General features: G+C 66.8%; 16 protein-coding genes and 1 tRNA gene. 4 read left to right on the top strand and 13 right to left on the bottom strand.

Features of this window, described 5'->3' with window-relative positions:
• The first annotated feature begins 58 nt into the window (after nucleotides 1–58).
• The 4 genes from STH_RS18980 (at nucleotide 59) to STH_RS15450 (ending at nucleotide 3,306) form a co-directional block, all read left to right on the top strand.
• The gene (locus STH_RS18980) at nucleotides 59–640 is read left to right on the top strand and encodes a thioredoxin family protein (RefSeq protein ID WP_011197221.1); all 582 of its coding nucleotides are present in this window, start codon (nucleotides 59–61) and stop codon (nucleotides 638–640) included.
• A 168-nt stretch (nucleotides 641–808) separates the two neighbouring features.
• Nucleotides 809–1,333, top strand: coding sequence for a V4R domain-containing protein (locus tag STH_RS15440; RefSeq protein WP_011197222.1), 525 nt, complete (start codon nucleotides 809–811; stop codon nucleotides 1,331–1,333).
• Nucleotides 1,330–2,607 carry a sensor domain-containing diguanylate cyclase gene (locus STH_RS17590; protein ID WP_011197223.1) on the top strand — a complete coding sequence of 426 codons (1,278 nt, stop codon included), beginning with the start codon at nucleotides 1,330–1,332 and terminating at the stop codon, nucleotides 2,605–2,607. Before STH_RS15440 ends, STH_RS17590 begins: the two co-directional genes overlap by 4 nt.
• Before the next feature lie 15 nt (nucleotides 2,608–2,622).
• Nucleotides 2,623–3,306 carry a DUF554 domain-containing protein gene (locus tag STH_RS15450; RefSeq protein ID WP_011197224.1) on the top strand — a complete coding sequence of 228 codons (684 nt, stop codon included), beginning with the start codon at nucleotides 2,623–2,625 and terminating at the stop codon, nucleotides 3,304–3,306.
• 45 nt (nucleotides 3,307–3,351) lie between these two features.
• On the opposite strand, the gene ltrA (STH_RS15455) is transcribed toward STH_RS15450, so the two are convergent.
• From ltrA (STH_RS15455) to ltrA (STH_RS15510), 13 genes are all read right to left on the bottom strand, one after another.
• Nucleotides 3,352–4,641, bottom strand: a complete 1,290-nt coding sequence (gene ltrA / locus STH_RS15455; protein ID WP_011194155.1) for a group II intron reverse transcriptase/maturase — start codon at nucleotides 4,639–4,641, stop codon at nucleotides 3,352–3,354.
• 658 nt (nucleotides 4,642–5,299) lie between these two features.
• On the bottom strand, nucleotides 5,300–5,761 hold the full coding sequence (locus STH_RS15460) for a GNAT family N-acetyltransferase (protein WP_011197225.1): 462 nt from the start codon (nucleotides 5,759–5,761) through the stop codon (nucleotides 5,300–5,302).
• 370 nt (nucleotides 5,762–6,131) lie between these two features.
• Nucleotides 6,132–6,207 (bottom strand) — tRNA-Thr (locus STH_RS15465).
• Nucleotides 6,208–6,479: 272 nt separating this feature from the next.
• On the bottom strand, nucleotides 6,480–6,614 hold the full coding sequence (locus STH_RS19815; RefSeq protein ID WP_276324197.1) for a hypothetical protein: 135 nt from the start codon (nucleotides 6,612–6,614) through the stop codon (nucleotides 6,480–6,482).
• Between the two features lie 206 nt (nucleotides 6,615–6,820).
• Nucleotides 6,821–7,486, bottom strand: a complete 666-nt coding sequence (sigH, locus tag STH_RS15470) for an RNA polymerase sporulation sigma factor SigH (protein ID WP_011197227.1) — start codon at nucleotides 7,484–7,486, stop codon at nucleotides 6,821–6,823.
• 349 nt (nucleotides 7,487–7,835) lie between these two features.
• On the bottom strand, nucleotides 7,836–8,660 hold the full coding sequence (locus STH_RS15475) for a VanW family protein (protein WP_011197228.1): 825 nt from the start codon (nucleotides 8,658–8,660) through the stop codon (nucleotides 7,836–7,838).
• A 51-nt stretch (nucleotides 8,661–8,711) separates the two neighbouring features.
• Nucleotides 8,712–9,452, bottom strand: a complete 741-nt coding sequence (gene rlmB, locus STH_RS15480; RefSeq protein ID WP_011197229.1) for a 23S rRNA (guanosine(2251)-2'-O)-methyltransferase RlmB — start codon at nucleotides 9,450–9,452, stop codon at nucleotides 8,712–8,714.
• Between the two features lie 4 nt (nucleotides 9,453–9,456).
• Complete coding sequence (locus tag STH_RS15485) at nucleotides 9,457–9,975, bottom strand: dihydrofolate reductase (RefSeq protein ID WP_050742321.1); 519 nt, start codon at nucleotides 9,973–9,975, stop codon at nucleotides 9,457–9,459.
• Nucleotides 9,972–10,823 carry a thymidylate synthase gene (locus tag STH_RS15490; RefSeq protein ID WP_011197231.1) on the bottom strand — a complete coding sequence of 284 codons (852 nt, stop codon included), beginning with the start codon at nucleotides 10,821–10,823 and terminating at the stop codon, nucleotides 9,972–9,974. The genes STH_RS15485 and STH_RS15490 overlap by 4 nt, the downstream gene beginning before the upstream one ends.
• Nucleotides 10,824–10,942: 119 nt before the next feature.
• Nucleotides 10,943–11,347: a Mini-ribonuclease 3 gene (locus tag STH_RS15495; protein WP_242654552.1), complete on the bottom strand. Its 405-nt coding sequence runs from the start codon at nucleotides 11,345–11,347 to the stop codon at nucleotides 10,943–10,945.
• Complete coding sequence (cysS, locus tag STH_RS15500; protein ID WP_043716214.1) at nucleotides 11,332–12,741, bottom strand: cysteine--tRNA ligase; 1,410 nt, start codon at nucleotides 12,739–12,741, stop codon at nucleotides 11,332–11,334. The genes STH_RS15495 and cysS overlap by 16 nt, the downstream gene beginning before the upstream one ends.
• Nucleotides 12,725–13,417 carry a serine O-acetyltransferase gene (gene cysE / locus STH_RS15505; RefSeq protein WP_083766221.1) on the bottom strand — a complete coding sequence of 231 codons (693 nt, stop codon included), beginning with the start codon at nucleotides 13,415–13,417 and terminating at the stop codon, nucleotides 12,725–12,727. The genes cysS and cysE overlap by 17 nt, the downstream gene beginning before the upstream one ends.
• A gap of 65 nt (nucleotides 13,418–13,482) precedes the next feature.
• Nucleotides 13,483–14,772, bottom strand: a complete 1,290-nt coding sequence (ltrA, locus tag STH_RS15510) for a group II intron reverse transcriptase/maturase (RefSeq protein WP_011194155.1) — start codon at nucleotides 14,770–14,772, stop codon at nucleotides 13,483–13,485.
• Nucleotides 14,773–15,248 lie beyond the last annotated feature (476 nt).

Genomic DNA, 15,248 nt, shown 5'->3' on the forward strand with positions numbered 1-15,248 from the left:
CCGGCGCCACCGCCACGTCGTAATACCAGACACCGTGAGAAAACGGGGAGGGGTTTGTGTGCCGGTCGTATCGCCTGAGCGGTTTGCCACGGGGCTCACGTGGAGCGAGTACCTGGCCGGGGCGACGGAGCACAAGGAACGGCGGCAGGCGGTCTATGCGTCCGTCACCTTCACGCCGGAGCAGCAGGCCGCCTTGGCGGCGCTGCGCCCGCTGGGGCTGAAGGTGCTGGTGCTGGAGGAGTACTGGTGCGGCGACGCCGCCCGGACGGGCCCCCTGCTGGCCCGGTTCGCGGAGGAGGCCGGGATGGAGGCCCGCTGGTTCTTCCGGGACCAGAACCTGGACATCATGGACCAGTACCTGGAGAACGGCACCTCCCGGGCGATCCCGTGCTTCATCTTCATGGACCGGAACTGTGAGTACATCGTGCACTGGGGCAGCCGCCCCCGCGCGGTGAAGGAGGCGGTGCGGCCGCTGCAGCCGCTGCCGCCCCAGGGGGATCCGGCTCGGCCGGCGGCCTTCGAGCGGTTTGTGGCCGTCCTCTCCGAAGCCTATGATCGGGTGATGCCCCACGGCGTCACGGACGAGCTGCTGGAAGTCCTGAACTCGGCCCTGCGCAAGTCGGCATCAGGCGGAGCATAGCGATGGGACCCGGGCGTTGGCGCCCGGGTCCGTGCATTGGCGCGCCGGCCCTACGAAAGCCGCATGAGGTGCGGGTGCGGGGATGTTTCGCGGCAGGGATGTTGCGACTTTTGTAAAACTAACACATAGGCGCAATGTGCCCGCGACCGCCGGGGGAGGAAGGCGACCATGGAGCAAGGAAGACGCACCCTTCCCTGGGATGCACTCGGAGACGTAGCCGCGGGACGCCCTCACCTGGGACCCATGGCCCGGCTGGAGATCTGCCGTCTCATGCAGCTCAGCCTTTGTTTCGTGCCGGAGGAGCAGCTGGGCCGGGAGGCGGCCGACCGGCTGCTGCCTGAGGCCGGACAGGCCGCGGGCTCAGCGTTCGCGGACCGGCTGCTGGGTCCGATGACTTCCCTTTCCGATTATGTGCGCAGGCTGCAGGCCACTTTCCGGGAGTACGGCGTTGGCATCGTGCGCGTCGAGGAGGCCGATCCGGAACAGGGGCGGTTCGTCTTCACCGTCGAAGAGGACATGGACTGCTCGGGTCTTCCCGAGACGGACAGGGACATCTGCAAGTTCGACGAGGGGTTTCTCGCCGGCCTTCTGGAGCGCTCCATGGGACGCCGGTACCGGGTGACCGAGGTGGACTGCTGGTGCGCGGGGGCGCGGGTCTGCCGGTTCGTGGCGGAGGCGGTGACGCGGTCATGACGGACAAGACGTCCCTGGATCACGCCGTGGAGGCGCTGCGCGGGCTGCTCGCCGACCCGAAGGCCGATGCAGAGCCGCCGCCGGAGCTGCAGCATCACGCAGGTTTTGCCGCACTGTACAGGGATCTGAGCGCCTTACGCCCCCATCTGACCCGCATCTGCCAGGGCGACCTCAGTCACCCGATCCACGAACAGGGGCCGCTCGCCGGCTGCCGGAAGTCGCTGCAGGCCCGGCTCCGCCACCTCACGTGGCAGGTGCAGATGGTCGCGGCAGGCGACTTCTCCCAGCGGGGCGAGTCCCTTGGGGAGTTCTCCACTGCCTTCAACGAGATGACCGAAGCCCTCGCCAGGGCCCGGGCGGAGCTGCAGCGGAGCGAGGCCCGCTACCGTCTGCTGGCCGAGCACGTGGCCGACGTCATCGTCACGCTGGACGGCGAGGGCCGGTTCCTCTATGTGAGCCCCTCCGCCCAGGCGCTCCTGGGCTACGCGCCCGACGAACTCGCCGGCCGCCCGCTCTGCGACATCACCCCGTCTGCGGAGGCTCCCCGCCCCGGCACGGTGGTGGAGCTGACCGTCCGCTGTCGGGACGGAACAACCCGCTGGGCCGAGGTCAACACCGCGGCCCTGCCACCGGGCGCCGGCGACGGAGCCGTCCTGGTCTGCGTTTTCCGCGACATCTCCGCGCGCAAGCGGCTGGAGTCCGACCTGAAGCACCTGGCGACCACGGACGGCCTGACCGGGGCCTACAACCGGCGCTCCTTCGTGGAGGTCTGCGGGCAGGAGCTTCAGAGGGCTGACCGCCGCGCGCGCCCCACCTCCCTCCTGCTCATGGACATCGACCACTTCAAGCGGCTCAACGACCGCTTCGGCCACGCCGCAGGCGACGAGGTGCTCCGGCAGATCGTTGAGACCGGCCGCCGGGTGCTGCGGTCCGAGGACGTGGTCGGCCGGATCGGCGGCGACGAGTTCGCCGTGCTCCTGCCGGCCACCACCCTGGAGCAGGCCGGGAGGGTAGCCGAGCAGCTCCGCACCACCTACGAGCGGCTGGCCGTCCCCGCCCGCGGCGGAACGGCGACGTTCACCGTGAGCTTCGGCGTGGCTGAATGGAAACCGCACCTCCGGACGGTCGAGGAGCTGCTCCAGCGGGCCGACCGCGCCCTGTACGCCGCGAAGAACGCCGGCCGCAACTGCGTCCGGACGGAGGAGGCGTGCGGCGGCCGGCCGCAGCAGGATCCGCCGCCGCAAGGACGAAACTGTATTGTGCTAAAGCGATAACAGGAGGAAGTCGGTGTGGTCGGGCTCGGCACGCTGGCGAACGTGGGGGCGGTGCTTCTGGGCGGGGCGCTGGGGAGCCTGGTGATCCCGCAGGTGCCGGAGGAGATGCGCACGAGCACCATGAAGGCGCTGGGGCTGGCCGTGGTGCTGATCGGGCTGAAGATGGCGTGGGAGACCGAGAGCATCCTGCTGCTGGTGGTCTCGCTGGCCCTGGGGACGATGCTCGGCGAGTGGCTGCGGATCGAGGACCGGCTGCAGGCGTGGGCGCGGCGGCTGGAGCGCTGGCCCATCACCCAGCGGGGCGGCTTCGCGAAGGGGTTCGTGCAGGCGTCGCTCCTCTTCTGCACTGGGGCGATGGCCATCACCGGGGCGCTGGAGGACGGCCTGAACGGCAACCCGTCGATCCTGTATGCCAAGTCGATCCTGGATGGGGTGGCGTCGATCATGTTCGGCTCGGTGATGGGCGTCGGCGTGATGTTCGCGGCGGTCCCGGTGCTGGTCTACCAGGGCCTGATCACCCTGGGCGCCTCGGCCATCAGCAGGTTCCTGACCGAGGCGATGATCCGGGAGATCAGCGCCACGGGCGGGCTCATGGTCGCGGCCATCGGCTTCAACCTCATGGGTGCGGCGGAGATCCGCATCGGGAACCTGCTGCCCGGCCTGGTCGTCGTGGCGGCGCTGGCGGGGGTGTTTCTCTAGAAGAAGGTATAATCGAGTAGGAGGGGGCGGCTAGCCCCCGTCCTCTCACACCACCGGACATGCGGGTCCGCATCCGGCGGTTCGCCAGGATTGACGAGTCGCTTCATAGCATTCGGTCAGGCTTATCAGCCCCTGGGCACGCCAGTAGGCGTCGCCCAGGGCGCTGTTTAGTGGGCCACCTGCCATCCGCCACGGGCCTTTGCGGCTGTTGGCGAGTTGGTGGACTACCCATTCGGGCAAACCGAGGGCGCGCAACTCCCGAAAGCGCGTGCGTACACGCTTCCACTGCTTCCATACGCATGCTCGCAGCCGACGCTTCAGCCATCCTTCGAGTCTTTCAAAGGCTGACCTGGCATCGGAGAGCGCATAGTACCCAACCCAGCCCCGCAAGTAAGCATTCAGGCGCCGGATTCGGTCCTCCATGCTCTGGCTGCGGTTGCGGTCCGTCAGCGTGCGGAGCTTGTCCTTCACGCGCTTCAGGCTCTTCGGGGCCAGCCGGATGCGCACTCCCCGGTGCTTGTAGAAACTAAACCCGAGGAACTGCCGCTTCCACGGCCGGTCCACTGCGCTCTTCTCCTCGTTGACCTTCAGCCGTAACCGCTCCTGCAGGAAGTGGCGCACGCTCCTGTAGACCCGTTCTCCCGCCCGCTTGCTGCGGACGTAGATGTTGCAGTCATCGGCGTACCGGACGAAGTGGTGCCCGCGGCGCTCCAGCTCCTTGTCGAGGTCATCCAGCAGGATGTTCGCCAGCAGCGGGCTCAGCGGACCGCCCTGCGGCGTCCCTTCCTCCGTCGCCACGACTACCCCGTTCAGCATGACCCCAGCCTGTAAGTACCGCCGGATCAGCCGCAGCACACGCTTATCCGTTACCCGCCGCGCCACGCGGGCCATCAGCACGTCGTGGTTGACCCGGTCGAAGAACTTCTCCAGGTCCATGTCCACGACCCAGTCGTACCCTTCCTCCACGTACTGACGTGCCTTCCTGACCGCATCATGACCCCGCCGCCCCGGCCGAAAGCCGTAGCTGGATTCGGAGAATGTCGGGTCAAAGATCGGCGTCAGTACTTGCAGGAGTGCCTGTTGGATCAGGCGGTCCATCACGGTGGGAATCCCCAGCATCCGCTTGCCGCCGCCCGGTTTCGGGATTTCGACCCGGCGGACTGGCTGCGGTCTGTAGGTCCCCTGGAGCAGTCCCTCACGGATGCGGCTCCACTCCACGCGAATCTGGTCCCGCAGCCGTTCGGTGGGGACACCGTCCACGCCGGGAGCGCCTCCGTTCCGCTCCACCCGTTTCAGGGCGGCCAGCATGTTCTCCCTGGCCACCACCTGCTCCATCAGGTTGCTGTGCTCCCCGCGGGGTAACGTTCCGTCTTGTGCCGGCTGCCCACTCCGCCCTCTCGCCGTCCCTTGCGGCTTCACCGCTACCTCCGGCGAGCAGGTCCCGTTCGGGGTCTTCTGCGTTTGTCGCGGGCTGCTCGAACGCAACGGGTTCACCCCTTTCCTGACGTTCGGCCCTTCCCGGTTGGGGCGTCCCCCTGCCGGTACTATGGCCTTTGCTGACTTCTGCCGGTTCAGCTGCGTCTCCCGACGCAGGTTACCAGCGTTGCTGGCGTTCCCGGCAGATCTCCCCGGGTAAGAACGCTGACCTTCACCCCGCACCCGCCCCATCTACCGCACCGCCCTTTGGCAGCTTCGGGTTTTGCTGTGTTCGGCCAGCTCACCCGAGCGGCACAGCCTCCTATGGGGTTCGTGTTCCTCGGGTCGTGGCTTTGCCTCGGGCTTCCTTCAGATTCCGCCTCACGACGGACACCCTTGCCTTTGGCTAACGGGCTGGTGCTGCCTCGCCCGTAGCGGACTTTCACCGCCAAGTCAGCGCCCATGCCGGGCACACCGAAAGGCTCCGAGGGCCCTGACCCTCGGAGCGTCATCTTCTCCTGCTCCCACGGCAAGAGCCCCGGCGCCCGCTGCCAGGGCTTTTCTATCGGCGTGCTTCTCAGAGATCCAGTCGGAGGCGGAGCATGTCCCTGCACGGGATCCCGTTCTCGTAGATCGGCTCGGGATAATGCCGGGTGAAGTAGTCCGGGTCCACGCCCACGATCCGGAAGCCGCACTTCTGGTAAAGCGCCAGCTGGTCAACGGAGGAGTTGCCCGTGCCCAGTTCGATGCACCGGTATCCCAGCGAGCGGGCGACCGCGATCGCATGGAGAACCATCCGCTTGCCGATCCCTCTGCCCCGCTCTTCCTCCGCCACGGCCACGTTGACCAGCTCGGCCGTGTACGGCCGGGTGTCGATGAGGACGCAGACGGCCACCACCCGCCCGGCCCGTTCGCCCACGTAGCACCGGCCGCGGCCGAGGTACCCGGCGACCATCTCCCGCGACGGATCGGCCATGAGCAGCAGGTCCATCGGCGGCTCCTCGTCGTGCCGCATCTGCCGGATCATCAGGTCATCCACTCAACCACCTCCGCCGGAGAAGGGCCTGTGCACCCAGCGGCACCATGTTGACGGCGTAGTTGCGGTATATGGAGGACGTGTTGTCCCCGGTTCGCATCCGCCGCAAACGGGTTCTTGCGGTTGACCATGGTGCTCGCGATGAGGTGACATGGAAGGCCCAGTGAAACCATCGTAAGGTACTGTTTGATCAGGATGGCGGAGGTTCCTTGTGGGGAAAGACGGTGGTGGCAGACTTCAGCGGCACAAACGGAAAAACCACGCTTCTTCGCGCTTGGTAAGCGTCGGAGAAACGTGGTCGCTGTCTTCAGAAAGGGAGGTCGCCACGACCACCTGAGAGGGCGGCGGGCGGTATCCCTTGCGGCTGTATGTCTGGAGCTGGCGACAGGAATCGAACCTGCAACCGCCTGATTACAAATCAGGTGCTCTGCCAGTTGAGCTACGCCAGCACGGTAACGCAGCGCATATCATAACACATTTTGCGCTCAGTTTCAATGTACGGGAGGGCGCAGGCCCTCCGGGGATGATCAGTGGCAGCCGCAGGCCTTGCGGTGCCTGTGGATGGGTAGTACGGGTGTCTGAACCGGCGGCGTGTGGATCGTGGCGATACAGCGGGTCCCGGGGATGATCCAGGAGACCGGGCAGCTGACCACATTGATGGCCTGGCCGGGCGTGCGGAAGGTCACGGGCGTACAGTCGACGGTTACGCTGCCGATCGGAATCAGCCGCCGCTGGCGCCGGCGGTGACGGTGGTGGTGGCCGTCATGGCCGCCGTGGTGGTTATGGTGGTGGTCATGGTGGCCGTGATGGTCATGGTCACCGCGGTGGTCATGGTGACCGTGGCCGTGGTCCCCATCCCACCGGTCGCCTCCGTCCTGGTCGTGGCGGCCGTTCCAGCCGTGACCGCCGCAGCCGCAGTCCCGGTCGTCCTCCAGGTCCGCGCACAGGCCGGAACGCCGGTCGTGGTCGTCCCTCCAGCTCATCCTCTCCCCTCCTTCCCTCCCTCCAGCGTATGATCGACACCCCGCCCTTGACATAAAAGAAAAAGGCCGCCCCTGCGGCCTAGTTTTGCCCTCTCTCCAGTGACTGGTTCCGGTTCTCTAAGTACCGCTCCAGCTTGCGCTTTACCCGCTGCAGGGCGTTGTCGATGGACTTGACGTGCCGGTGCAGCTCCACGGCGATCTCGTGGTAGGACTTCCCGTCGAGGTAGCTCATCAGCACCTTCCATTCGAGGTCGCTGAGGATCTCCTCCATCTTCCCCTCGATGTCGCCGAACTCTTCACGGCTGATGATCAGCTCCTCGGGGTCGGTCACCTTCGAGCCCGAGATCACGTCCAACAGCGTTCGGTCGGAGTCGTCGTCGTAAATCGGCTTGTTCAGCGAAACGTAGGAGTTCAGGGGGATGTGCTTCTGCCGCGTGGCCGTCTTGATCGCGGTGATGATCTGCCGCGTGATGCAGAGTTCTGCAAACGCTCGGAAAGAGGACAGCTTGTCCGCCCGAAAGTCCCTGATGGCCTTGTACAGGCCGATCATGCCTTCCTGCGTGATGTCGTCCCGGTCGGCACCGATCAGAAAGTAGGAGCGAGCCTTGGCCCGCACGAAGTTCTTATACTTATTAATAAGATACTCCAGCGCTTCCGTCGACCCCTCACGGGCAAACTCCACGATGTCCTCGTCCATCATGGAGTCGTAGTCAACATACACGTTGCGCTGCGGTGTCGCCGTCACTGAGCCGTCCCCCTCTCAATTCAGTCCTAACACAACAGAAGACTACGTGCGGTTACGGCGACTACCCCACCTACGGCTGTCGCTGCACCTATGTTCGGGAATTGGAAGAGCGGCCCTTTTCACCCCTTGTCCCTCTGTGGCACTCCTAACCTGGATTATACTCGCTGCCGCGAGATAACGTCAAGGTAACACCGCCGGTAAACCGCCCTGGCGAGCCCATTTTTCGGCCTTTCCCAGGAGGGTTTTCCGCGGCGACGTCGAATAGGTAATGGAAACGCCTTTATCTTTTGGGTCGGCAAAACATTATCCGATTACAGGCGGGGGGCCGCGGCGCGGTCAACCGCTTCTGTCATTCTGCGGTGCCCACCCGCACCCGTCCCGGTCTCGGGGGATACACGTCGTGAGAGACCAGCTCCCTGCGGGCTTCCGGGCCGAGGCCCATCACCCGGTATATGCGTACCTCCACGCCGAAATACCCCTCATCCTCCACCACCCGCCGGCCCCGGGGCAGTCCGGGGTCTTCCACCTCCACCAGCTCCGGCGGCGTGAAGCGCACGTACTCTTCCTCCAGCCGGATCGGGTCGCCGGCGGACGGCCTGTCCCCGTGCAGCGTCACCTCCACCCGGGGCGGATCCTCCGGGGTCACCCGCGCCCGGATCTGCACCGGGCGGTCCAGGCTGTTGCGGAACCGGAAGTCCAGCTGCCCCCAGACCACCGTGGCGTCTCGCCCCGGGCTGATGTACTGCAGCGGCCGGTCGTGGTGGTAGCGTTCCACGATCGTCAGGCCGGCGAGCAGGGCCGCGTTGTACAGGGTCGACGTCACCTGGCAGATGCCCCCGCCGTAACCCGGCACGTACTCGCCCTGGTAGATCTCGTCCGCCAGGGCCCAGCCGTGCGCCGGGTCCCGCGGGCCCACCACGTCGTTGAACGAGAAGACCTCTCCGGGCTGCAGCACGCGGCCGTCGATCCGGGACGCGGCCAGGGCGATGTTGTGCATCCGGCCCGGGGCCAGGTTCACGATGGGCGTCTGAAACCGCGCGAGGACAAAGCGGTACGCCTGCTCCGGCACGGGCAGATCGGGTGGCGCGGGCGTACGCGGCTCGCCCGCCGCAGCCCGCCTCACCGGCGCCAGGCAGGCGATCCACAAGGCCGTGATAAGCAACAGGGCCGCCACAGACCGGCGGCCCGGCTTCGCGTTGAAGCGGATGGCCCCTCCCCCTCTTCCTCAGGCCCCCGCGCTGCGCTGGCGGCGCACCTCGTAAAGCAGGATCGCCCCGGCCACGGCGGCGTTCAGCGACGTCACGTGGCCCCGCATGGGGAGCCGGACCGTGAAGTCGCAGGTCTCCGCGACCAGCCGGCTCATCCCCCGGCCCTCGCTGCCGATGACCACCGCGAGCGGTCCGGTGAGGCGCGCCTCGTAGTAGAGTTCGTCGGCCTCCTGGTGCGTGCCCACGACCCAGTACCCTCGCTCCTTCAGCATCTCCAGGGTGCGGGCGATGTTGGTGACGCGGGCGACCGGCACGTACTCCACCGCTCCGGCCGACACCTTGGCCACCGTCTCCGTGAGCCCGACGGCCCGCCGCTCAGGGATGATCACGCCGTGCACGCCGGCCGCGTCCGCCGTGCGCAACAGCGAGCCCAGGTTCTGCGGGTCCTCGATGCCGTCCAGCACCAGGAGAAGCCCGTCCTCCCCCGAGGCCGCCGCCCGCTCCAGCACCTCGTCCAGGTCGTAGTACCGGTGTGCGGCGGCCAGCGCGATGACCCCCTGGTGATTCCGGCCGCGGGCCATCGCGTCCAGCCGCTCCCGGGCCACCTCCTGCACGATGACCCCCTGGCTCCGGGCCAGGGCGATGACCTCCCGGATCGAGCCCTCCCGGGCTCCCTTTGCCACCAGGATCCGGTTGATGGTCCGCCCCGACCGGAGCGCCTCCAGCACGGGGTTCCGTCCTTCGATCTGTCCAGACACGAGCTCAGTCTCCTTCGGGTTCAGTCTGCCCGGCCCCGCCGGCGGGAATGCGCCGCCGGCGGTAGTGCTCGACGACGAAATCGTACGGGTTCTCCTCGTCCCGCGGGTGGGGCGTGCTCCCCACCAGCTCCCACTCGTCCTCGGACCACGCCGGGAAGAACGCGTCCCCTTCGAAGTCGTGGTCAATGCGGGTGAGGATCATCTCGTCCGCATGAGGCAGGAACTGGCGGTACACCTCCGCGCCGCCGATGACATAGAGCGGCCTGCGGTCCTGCAGCAGCTCCGCGACGCTGTGGCGCACCTCGCATCCCGGCGCCCGGAAGCCCGGGTCCCGGGTAAGCACGATGTTGGTCCGCCCCTTCAGGGGGCCGCCGATCGACTCGTAGGTCCTGCGTCCCATCACCACCGCCTTGCCCATGGTGGTGCGGCGGAAGTGGCGCATCTCCGCCGGCAGCCGCCAGGGCAGGCGGCCCTCCCGGCCGATGGCGCGGTTCCTGCCCATCGCCGCCACCAGGGTGATCATGTCGACAGCTCCCCGCGGATCGGCGGGTGGTGCTTGTAGTCCACCAGCTGGATGTCGTCCATCGTGAACTGGTCGATCTCCCTGACCTCGGGGTTCAGCCAGAGCCTGGGCAGCGGGTACGGCTCCCGCGTGAGCTGCAGCCGTACCTGGTCCAGGAGGTTGCGGTAGATGTGCACGTCGTTCAGGTAATGCGTGTACGTGCCCACCGCCAGCCCGGTCACCTGCGCCACCATGTGCAGCAGCAGCGAGTAGCTGGCGATGTTGAAGGGCACTCCCAGGAACAGGTCGGCGCTGCGCTGCCACACGGCCAGGTGCAGCCTGCCGTCCTTCACGTGGAACTGGAACGGCCCGTGGCAGGGCGGCAGGGCCATCTCCTCCAGGTCGGCGACGTTCCAGGGGCTGACGACCAGCCGCCTGGAGTTGGGATGGGGCCGCTCCGGGTCGGCGGCGATCTCCCGGATCTGCTGGATGACCCAGGCGATCTGGTCGTAGGTCCTGCCGTCCGCGCCCTCCCACGCCCGCCACTGCTTGCCGTAGATCGGCCCGAGCTTCCCGCCGTTGCGGGCCGCGTCCTTGTCCCAGATGTGGCATCCCCGCTCGTGCAGGAACTCCAGGTCGGTCCGGCCCGCGAGGAACCAGAGCAACTCGGCCTTCACGGAGTTGAAGAACAGCTTCTTGGTGGTCAGGGCGGGAAACCCTTCCTTGAAGTCGTGCTTCAGCATGCGGCCGAAGACGCCCACCGTCCCCATGCCGGTCCGGTTGGGCGTCCAGCGGCCCTCGGCGATCTCCTGCTCGTTCTCCGCCAGGATCTCCCGGCAGAGTTCCAGGTACTGGATCTCGATGTTCAATCCCGACCCCCCCGGGCCAGCAACCTTAATTAACTAGAACTAATTCTGCCCCGGGATCCTTCTTCCTGTCACGAAAACCAGGCGCAGGCGCGCCGACATGGCGGCGCAGCCTGCGCCGTTTACTGGCCACGCTCGATAAAGTCGGCCGCGGCCTGGAGAACCTCCGACAGCCGCTCCGCCTGCCCGGCCAGGTACAGGTACCCCACCAGCGCCTCAAAGCCGGTGGAGGCGGCGTACTCCGCCGGATCCGCCGACTTCGGGGCCCCGTGTCCCTTCGCGTTGCGCCCCCGGCGCACCACGTCCTGCTCCTGCTCCGTGAGCGCGGGCATGAGGTGGTGGAGGATCGCCGCCTGGGCGGTGGCCTGCACGTAACGCAGGGCATGCCGGTGCAGGTCGTTCACCCGCACGTAGCCCCGCTCCAGCAGCCGCTCCCGCACGAACGCCTCGTAGAGGGCGTCGCCGAGGTAGGCCAGGGTCAGCGGCGGCAGGGTGAGCGGGTTGGCCAGCCTCATGCGCGCCGCCACCGGACGCCCTGCGGGGTGTCCTCCAGGATGATGCCCATCGCGCGAAGCTGATCCCGGATCCGGTCGGCCTCGGCAAAGTTCCGCGCCTTCCTCGCCTCCTGCCGGGCGGCGATCAGCGCCTCGATCTCGGCGTCCAGTTCCTGCGGCTGCGCCTTGCGCTCCAGCAGGCCCAGCACCCCGGCCAGCTCCCGGAGCAGGGCCAGCCCGCCCTCGGCGAAGGCCGCGGAGGCGCCGGGCTTCACCCGGCTGTTCAGCTCCCGGCTCAGGTCAAAGATGACGGCCAGGCCCTCGGCCGTGTTGAAATCGTCGTCCATGGCGGCGACGAAGCGCTCGCGCGCCTGGGAGAGCTCGGCCAGCACCGCCTGCTCCTCCGCGGTCATCTCCGCGCGCGGGGCCGTCTTCGCCAGGTGCTCCAGGTTCGCCACGGTATTGTACAGCCGCTCCAGGGCGCGCCTGGTGTCCTCCATCAGCTGGTCGCTGAAGGAGAGCTGCGTGCGGTAATGCGCCGACAGGAGGAACATGCGGACGACCTCGCCGTCGTAGCGCTTCAGGATGTCCCGCACCGTGAAAAAGTTGCCCACCGACTTGGACATCTTGGCGCCGTCGATCATCAGGTGGGCGTTGTGCATCCAGTACCGCGCGAAGGGCTTGCCCGTCACCGCCTCCGACTGGGCGATCTCGTTCTCGTGGTGCGGGAACGTCAGGTCCTCGCCCCCGGCGTGGATATCGATCGTGTCGCCCAGGTACTTGCGGGCCATGGCCGAGCACTCGATGTGCCAGCCAGGCCTGCCGGGGCCCCACGGGGCCGGCCAGGCGGGCTCCCCGGGCTTCTGCCCCTTCCACAGGGCGAAGTCGAAGGGGTGTTCCTTGCGGTCGTCGGGATCGACCCGCTCCGACGCGCCGGCGACAAGTTCCTCCAAATTCTTGTGGGATAGCTTGCCGTAGTCGGGGCTTGTCGTCACCCGGAAGTACACGTCGCCGCCCTCGACAACGTAGGCGTGGCCCTTGTCGATGAGCTGTTGAATCATGGCGATCTGCTCGTCGATGAGCGCGGTGGCCCGGGGATGCACGTCCGCGGGGCGAACGCCCAGGGCGCCGGCATCGGCAAAGTAGGCCTGGATCATCTCCTCGGCCAGCTCGGAGACGGTGATGCCCCGCTCCCGGGCCCGCTTGATCATGCGGTCATCGATGTCGGTGAAGTTCTGAACGAAGGTGACCTGATAGCCCCGGTACTCCAGGTACCGTCGAACCGTGTCGAAGACGACGAAGTTGCGGGCGTTGCCGATGTGAAAGTAGTCGTAGACGGTCGGTCCGCAGTTGTAGAAACGGACCTTGCCCGGTTCGAGAGGGACGAAGTCTTCCTTCTTCCGGGTCAGATCATTGTAGATGCGGATGCCCATGCGCCAAACCCTCCTGTAATCTGCGCAGCGCCCGGTTCTCCTCCTCCAGCCGCTCGATGCGCTGGGTCAGCTTGTCGATCTGGCGCTGCATCTGGTCAAACATGTTTGCGATCGGATCGGGCATGTGGATCATGTCCAGCTGGTCCGTGCGCACGCCGTTCTGCACCACGACCCGGCCCGGGTTGCCGACGACGGTGGAGTTGGGCGGCACCTCCCGCAGTACTACGGCGCCGGCGCCGATGCGGCTGTTGGCCCCCACCGTGAACGAGCCCAGGATGCGGGCGCCGGTGCCGATCACCACGTTGTCCCCGATCGTCGGGTGCCGCTTGCCCTTCTCCTTGCCGGTGCCGCCCAGGGTCACGCCCTGGTAGATGGTCACATTGTTGCCCACCTCTGCGGTCTCGCCGATGACGACGCCGCAGCCGTGGTCGATGAAGACGCCTTCCCCGATCTTGGCGCCGGGGTGAATCTCGATCTGGGTGAAAAAACGGGAGATCTGAGAGATCACACGGGCCAGGAGTTTGAAGTTCCGCTGCCACAGCCAGTGTGCCACCCGGTGGGCCCAGATCGCCTTCAGTCCCGGATAGCAGAGCAGCACCTCCAGCACGGAACGCGCCGCCGGATCCCGCTCGAAGACCGCCTCGATGTCCCGCCGAAGCCGCTTGAACAGGCTGAACATGGCTCTCCCTCCCCCGAAACAGATCGAGTAGGAGGGGGCGGCTAGCCCCCGTCCTCTCACACCACCGGACATGCGGGTCCGCATCCGGCGGTTCGCCAGGATTGACGAGTCGCTTCATAGCATTCGGTCAGGCTTATCAGCCCCTGGGCACGCCAGTAGGCGTCGCCCAGGGCGCTGTTTAGTGGGCCACCTGCCATCCGCCACGGGCCTTTGCGGCTGTTGGCGAGTTGGTGGACTACCCATTCGGGCAAACCGAGGGCGCGCAACTCCCGAAAGCGCGTGCGTACACGCTTCCACTGCTTCCATACGCATGCTCGCAGCCGACGCTTCAGCCATCCTTCGAGTCTTTCAAAGGCTGACCTGGCATCGGAGAGCGCATAGTACCCAACCCAGCCCCGCAAGTAAGCATTCAGGCGCCGGATTCGGTCCTCCATGCTCTGGCTGCGGTTGCGGTCCGTCAGCGTGCGGAGCTTGTCCTTCACGCGCTTCAGGCTCTTCGGGGCCAGCCGGATGCGCACTCCCCGGTGCTTGTAGAAACTAAACCCGAGGAACTGCCGCTTCCACGGCCGGTCCACTGCGCTCTTCTCCTCGTTGACCTTCAGCCGTAACCGCTCCTGCAGGAAGTGGCGCACGCTCCTGTAGACCCGTTCTCCCGCCCGCTTGCTGCGGACGTAGATGTTGCAGTCATCGGCGTACCGGACGAAGTGGTGCCCGCGGCGCTCCAGCTCCTTGTCGAGGTCATCCAGCAGGATGTTCGCCAGCAGCGGGCTCAGCGGACCGCCCTGCGGCGTCCCTTCCTCCGTCGCCACGACTACCCCGTTCAGCATGACCCCAGCCTGTAAGTACCGCCGGATCAGCCGCAGCACACGCTTATCCGTTACCCGCCGCGCCACGCGGGCCATCAGCACGTCGTGGTTGACCCGGTCGAAGAACTTCTCCAGGTCCATGTCCACGACCCAGTCGTACCCTTCCTCCACGTACTGACGTGCCTTCCTGACCGCATCATGACCCCGCCGCCCCGGCCGAAAGCCGTAGCTGGATTCGGAGAATGTCGGGTCAAAGATCGGCGTCAGTACTTGCAGGAGTGCCTGTTGGATCAGGCGGTCCATCACGGTGGGAATCCCCAGCATCCGCTTGCCGCCGCCCGGTTTCGGGATTTCGACCCGGCGGACTGGCTGCGGTCTGTAGGTCCCCTGGAGCAGTCCCTCACGGATGCGGCTCCACTCCACGCGAATCTGGTCCCGCAGCCGTTCGGTGGGGACACCGTCCACGCCGGGAGCGCCTCCGTTCCGCTCCACCCGTTTCAGGGCGGCCAGCATGTTCTCCCTGGCCACCACCTGCTCCATCAGGTTGCTGTGCTCCCCGCGGGGTAACGTTCCGTCTTGTGCCGGCTGCCCACTCCGCCCTCTCGCCGTCCCTTGCGGCTTCACCGCTACCTCCGGCGAGCAGGTCCCGTTCGGGGTCTTCTGCGTTTGTCGCGGGCTGCTCGAACGCAACGGGTTCACCCCTTTCCTGACGTTCGGCCCTTCCCGGTTGGGGCGTCCCCCTGCCGGTACTATGGCCTTTGCTGACTTCTGCCGGTTCAGCTGCGTCTCCCGACGCAGGTTACCAGCGTTGCTGGCGTTCCCGGCAGATCTCCCCGGGTAAGAACGCTGACCTTCACCCCGCACCCGCCCCATCTACCGCACCGCCCTTTGGCAGCTTCGGGTTTTGCTGTGTTCGGCCAGCTCACCCGAGCGGCACAGCCTCCTATGGGGTTCGTGTTCCTCGGGTCGTGGCTTTGCCTCGGGCTTCCTTCAGATTCCGCCTCACGACGGACACC

Source organism: Symbiobacterium thermophilum IAM 14863, assembly GCF_000009905.1.
GTDB lineage: Bacteria > Bacillota > Sulfobacillia > Symbiobacteriales > Symbiobacteriaceae > Symbiobacterium > Symbiobacterium thermophilum.

Coding starts and splice junctions, on each gene's coding strand:
- STH_RS15440 (WP_011197222.1), top strand. CDS start 809: ATGGAGCAAGGAAGACGCACCCTTCCCTGGGATGCACTCGGAGACGTA.
- STH_RS17590 (WP_011197223.1), top strand. CDS start 1,330: ATGACGGACAAGACGTCCCTGGATCACGCCGTGGAGGCGCTGCGCGGG.
- ltrA (WP_011194155.1), bottom strand. CDS start 4,641: ATGGAGCAGGTGGTGGCCAGGGAGAACATGCTGGCCGCCCTGAAACGG.
- STH_RS19815 (WP_276324197.1), bottom strand. CDS start 6,614: ATGGGGACCACGGCCACGGTCACCATGACCACCGCGGTGACCATGACC.
- STH_RS15485 (WP_050742321.1), bottom strand. CDS start 9,975: ATGATCACCCTGGTGGCGGCGATGGGCAGGAACCGCGCCATCGGCCGG.
- ltrA (WP_011194155.1), bottom strand. CDS start 14,772: ATGGAGCAGGTGGTGGCCAGGGAGAACATGCTGGCCGCCCTGAAACGG.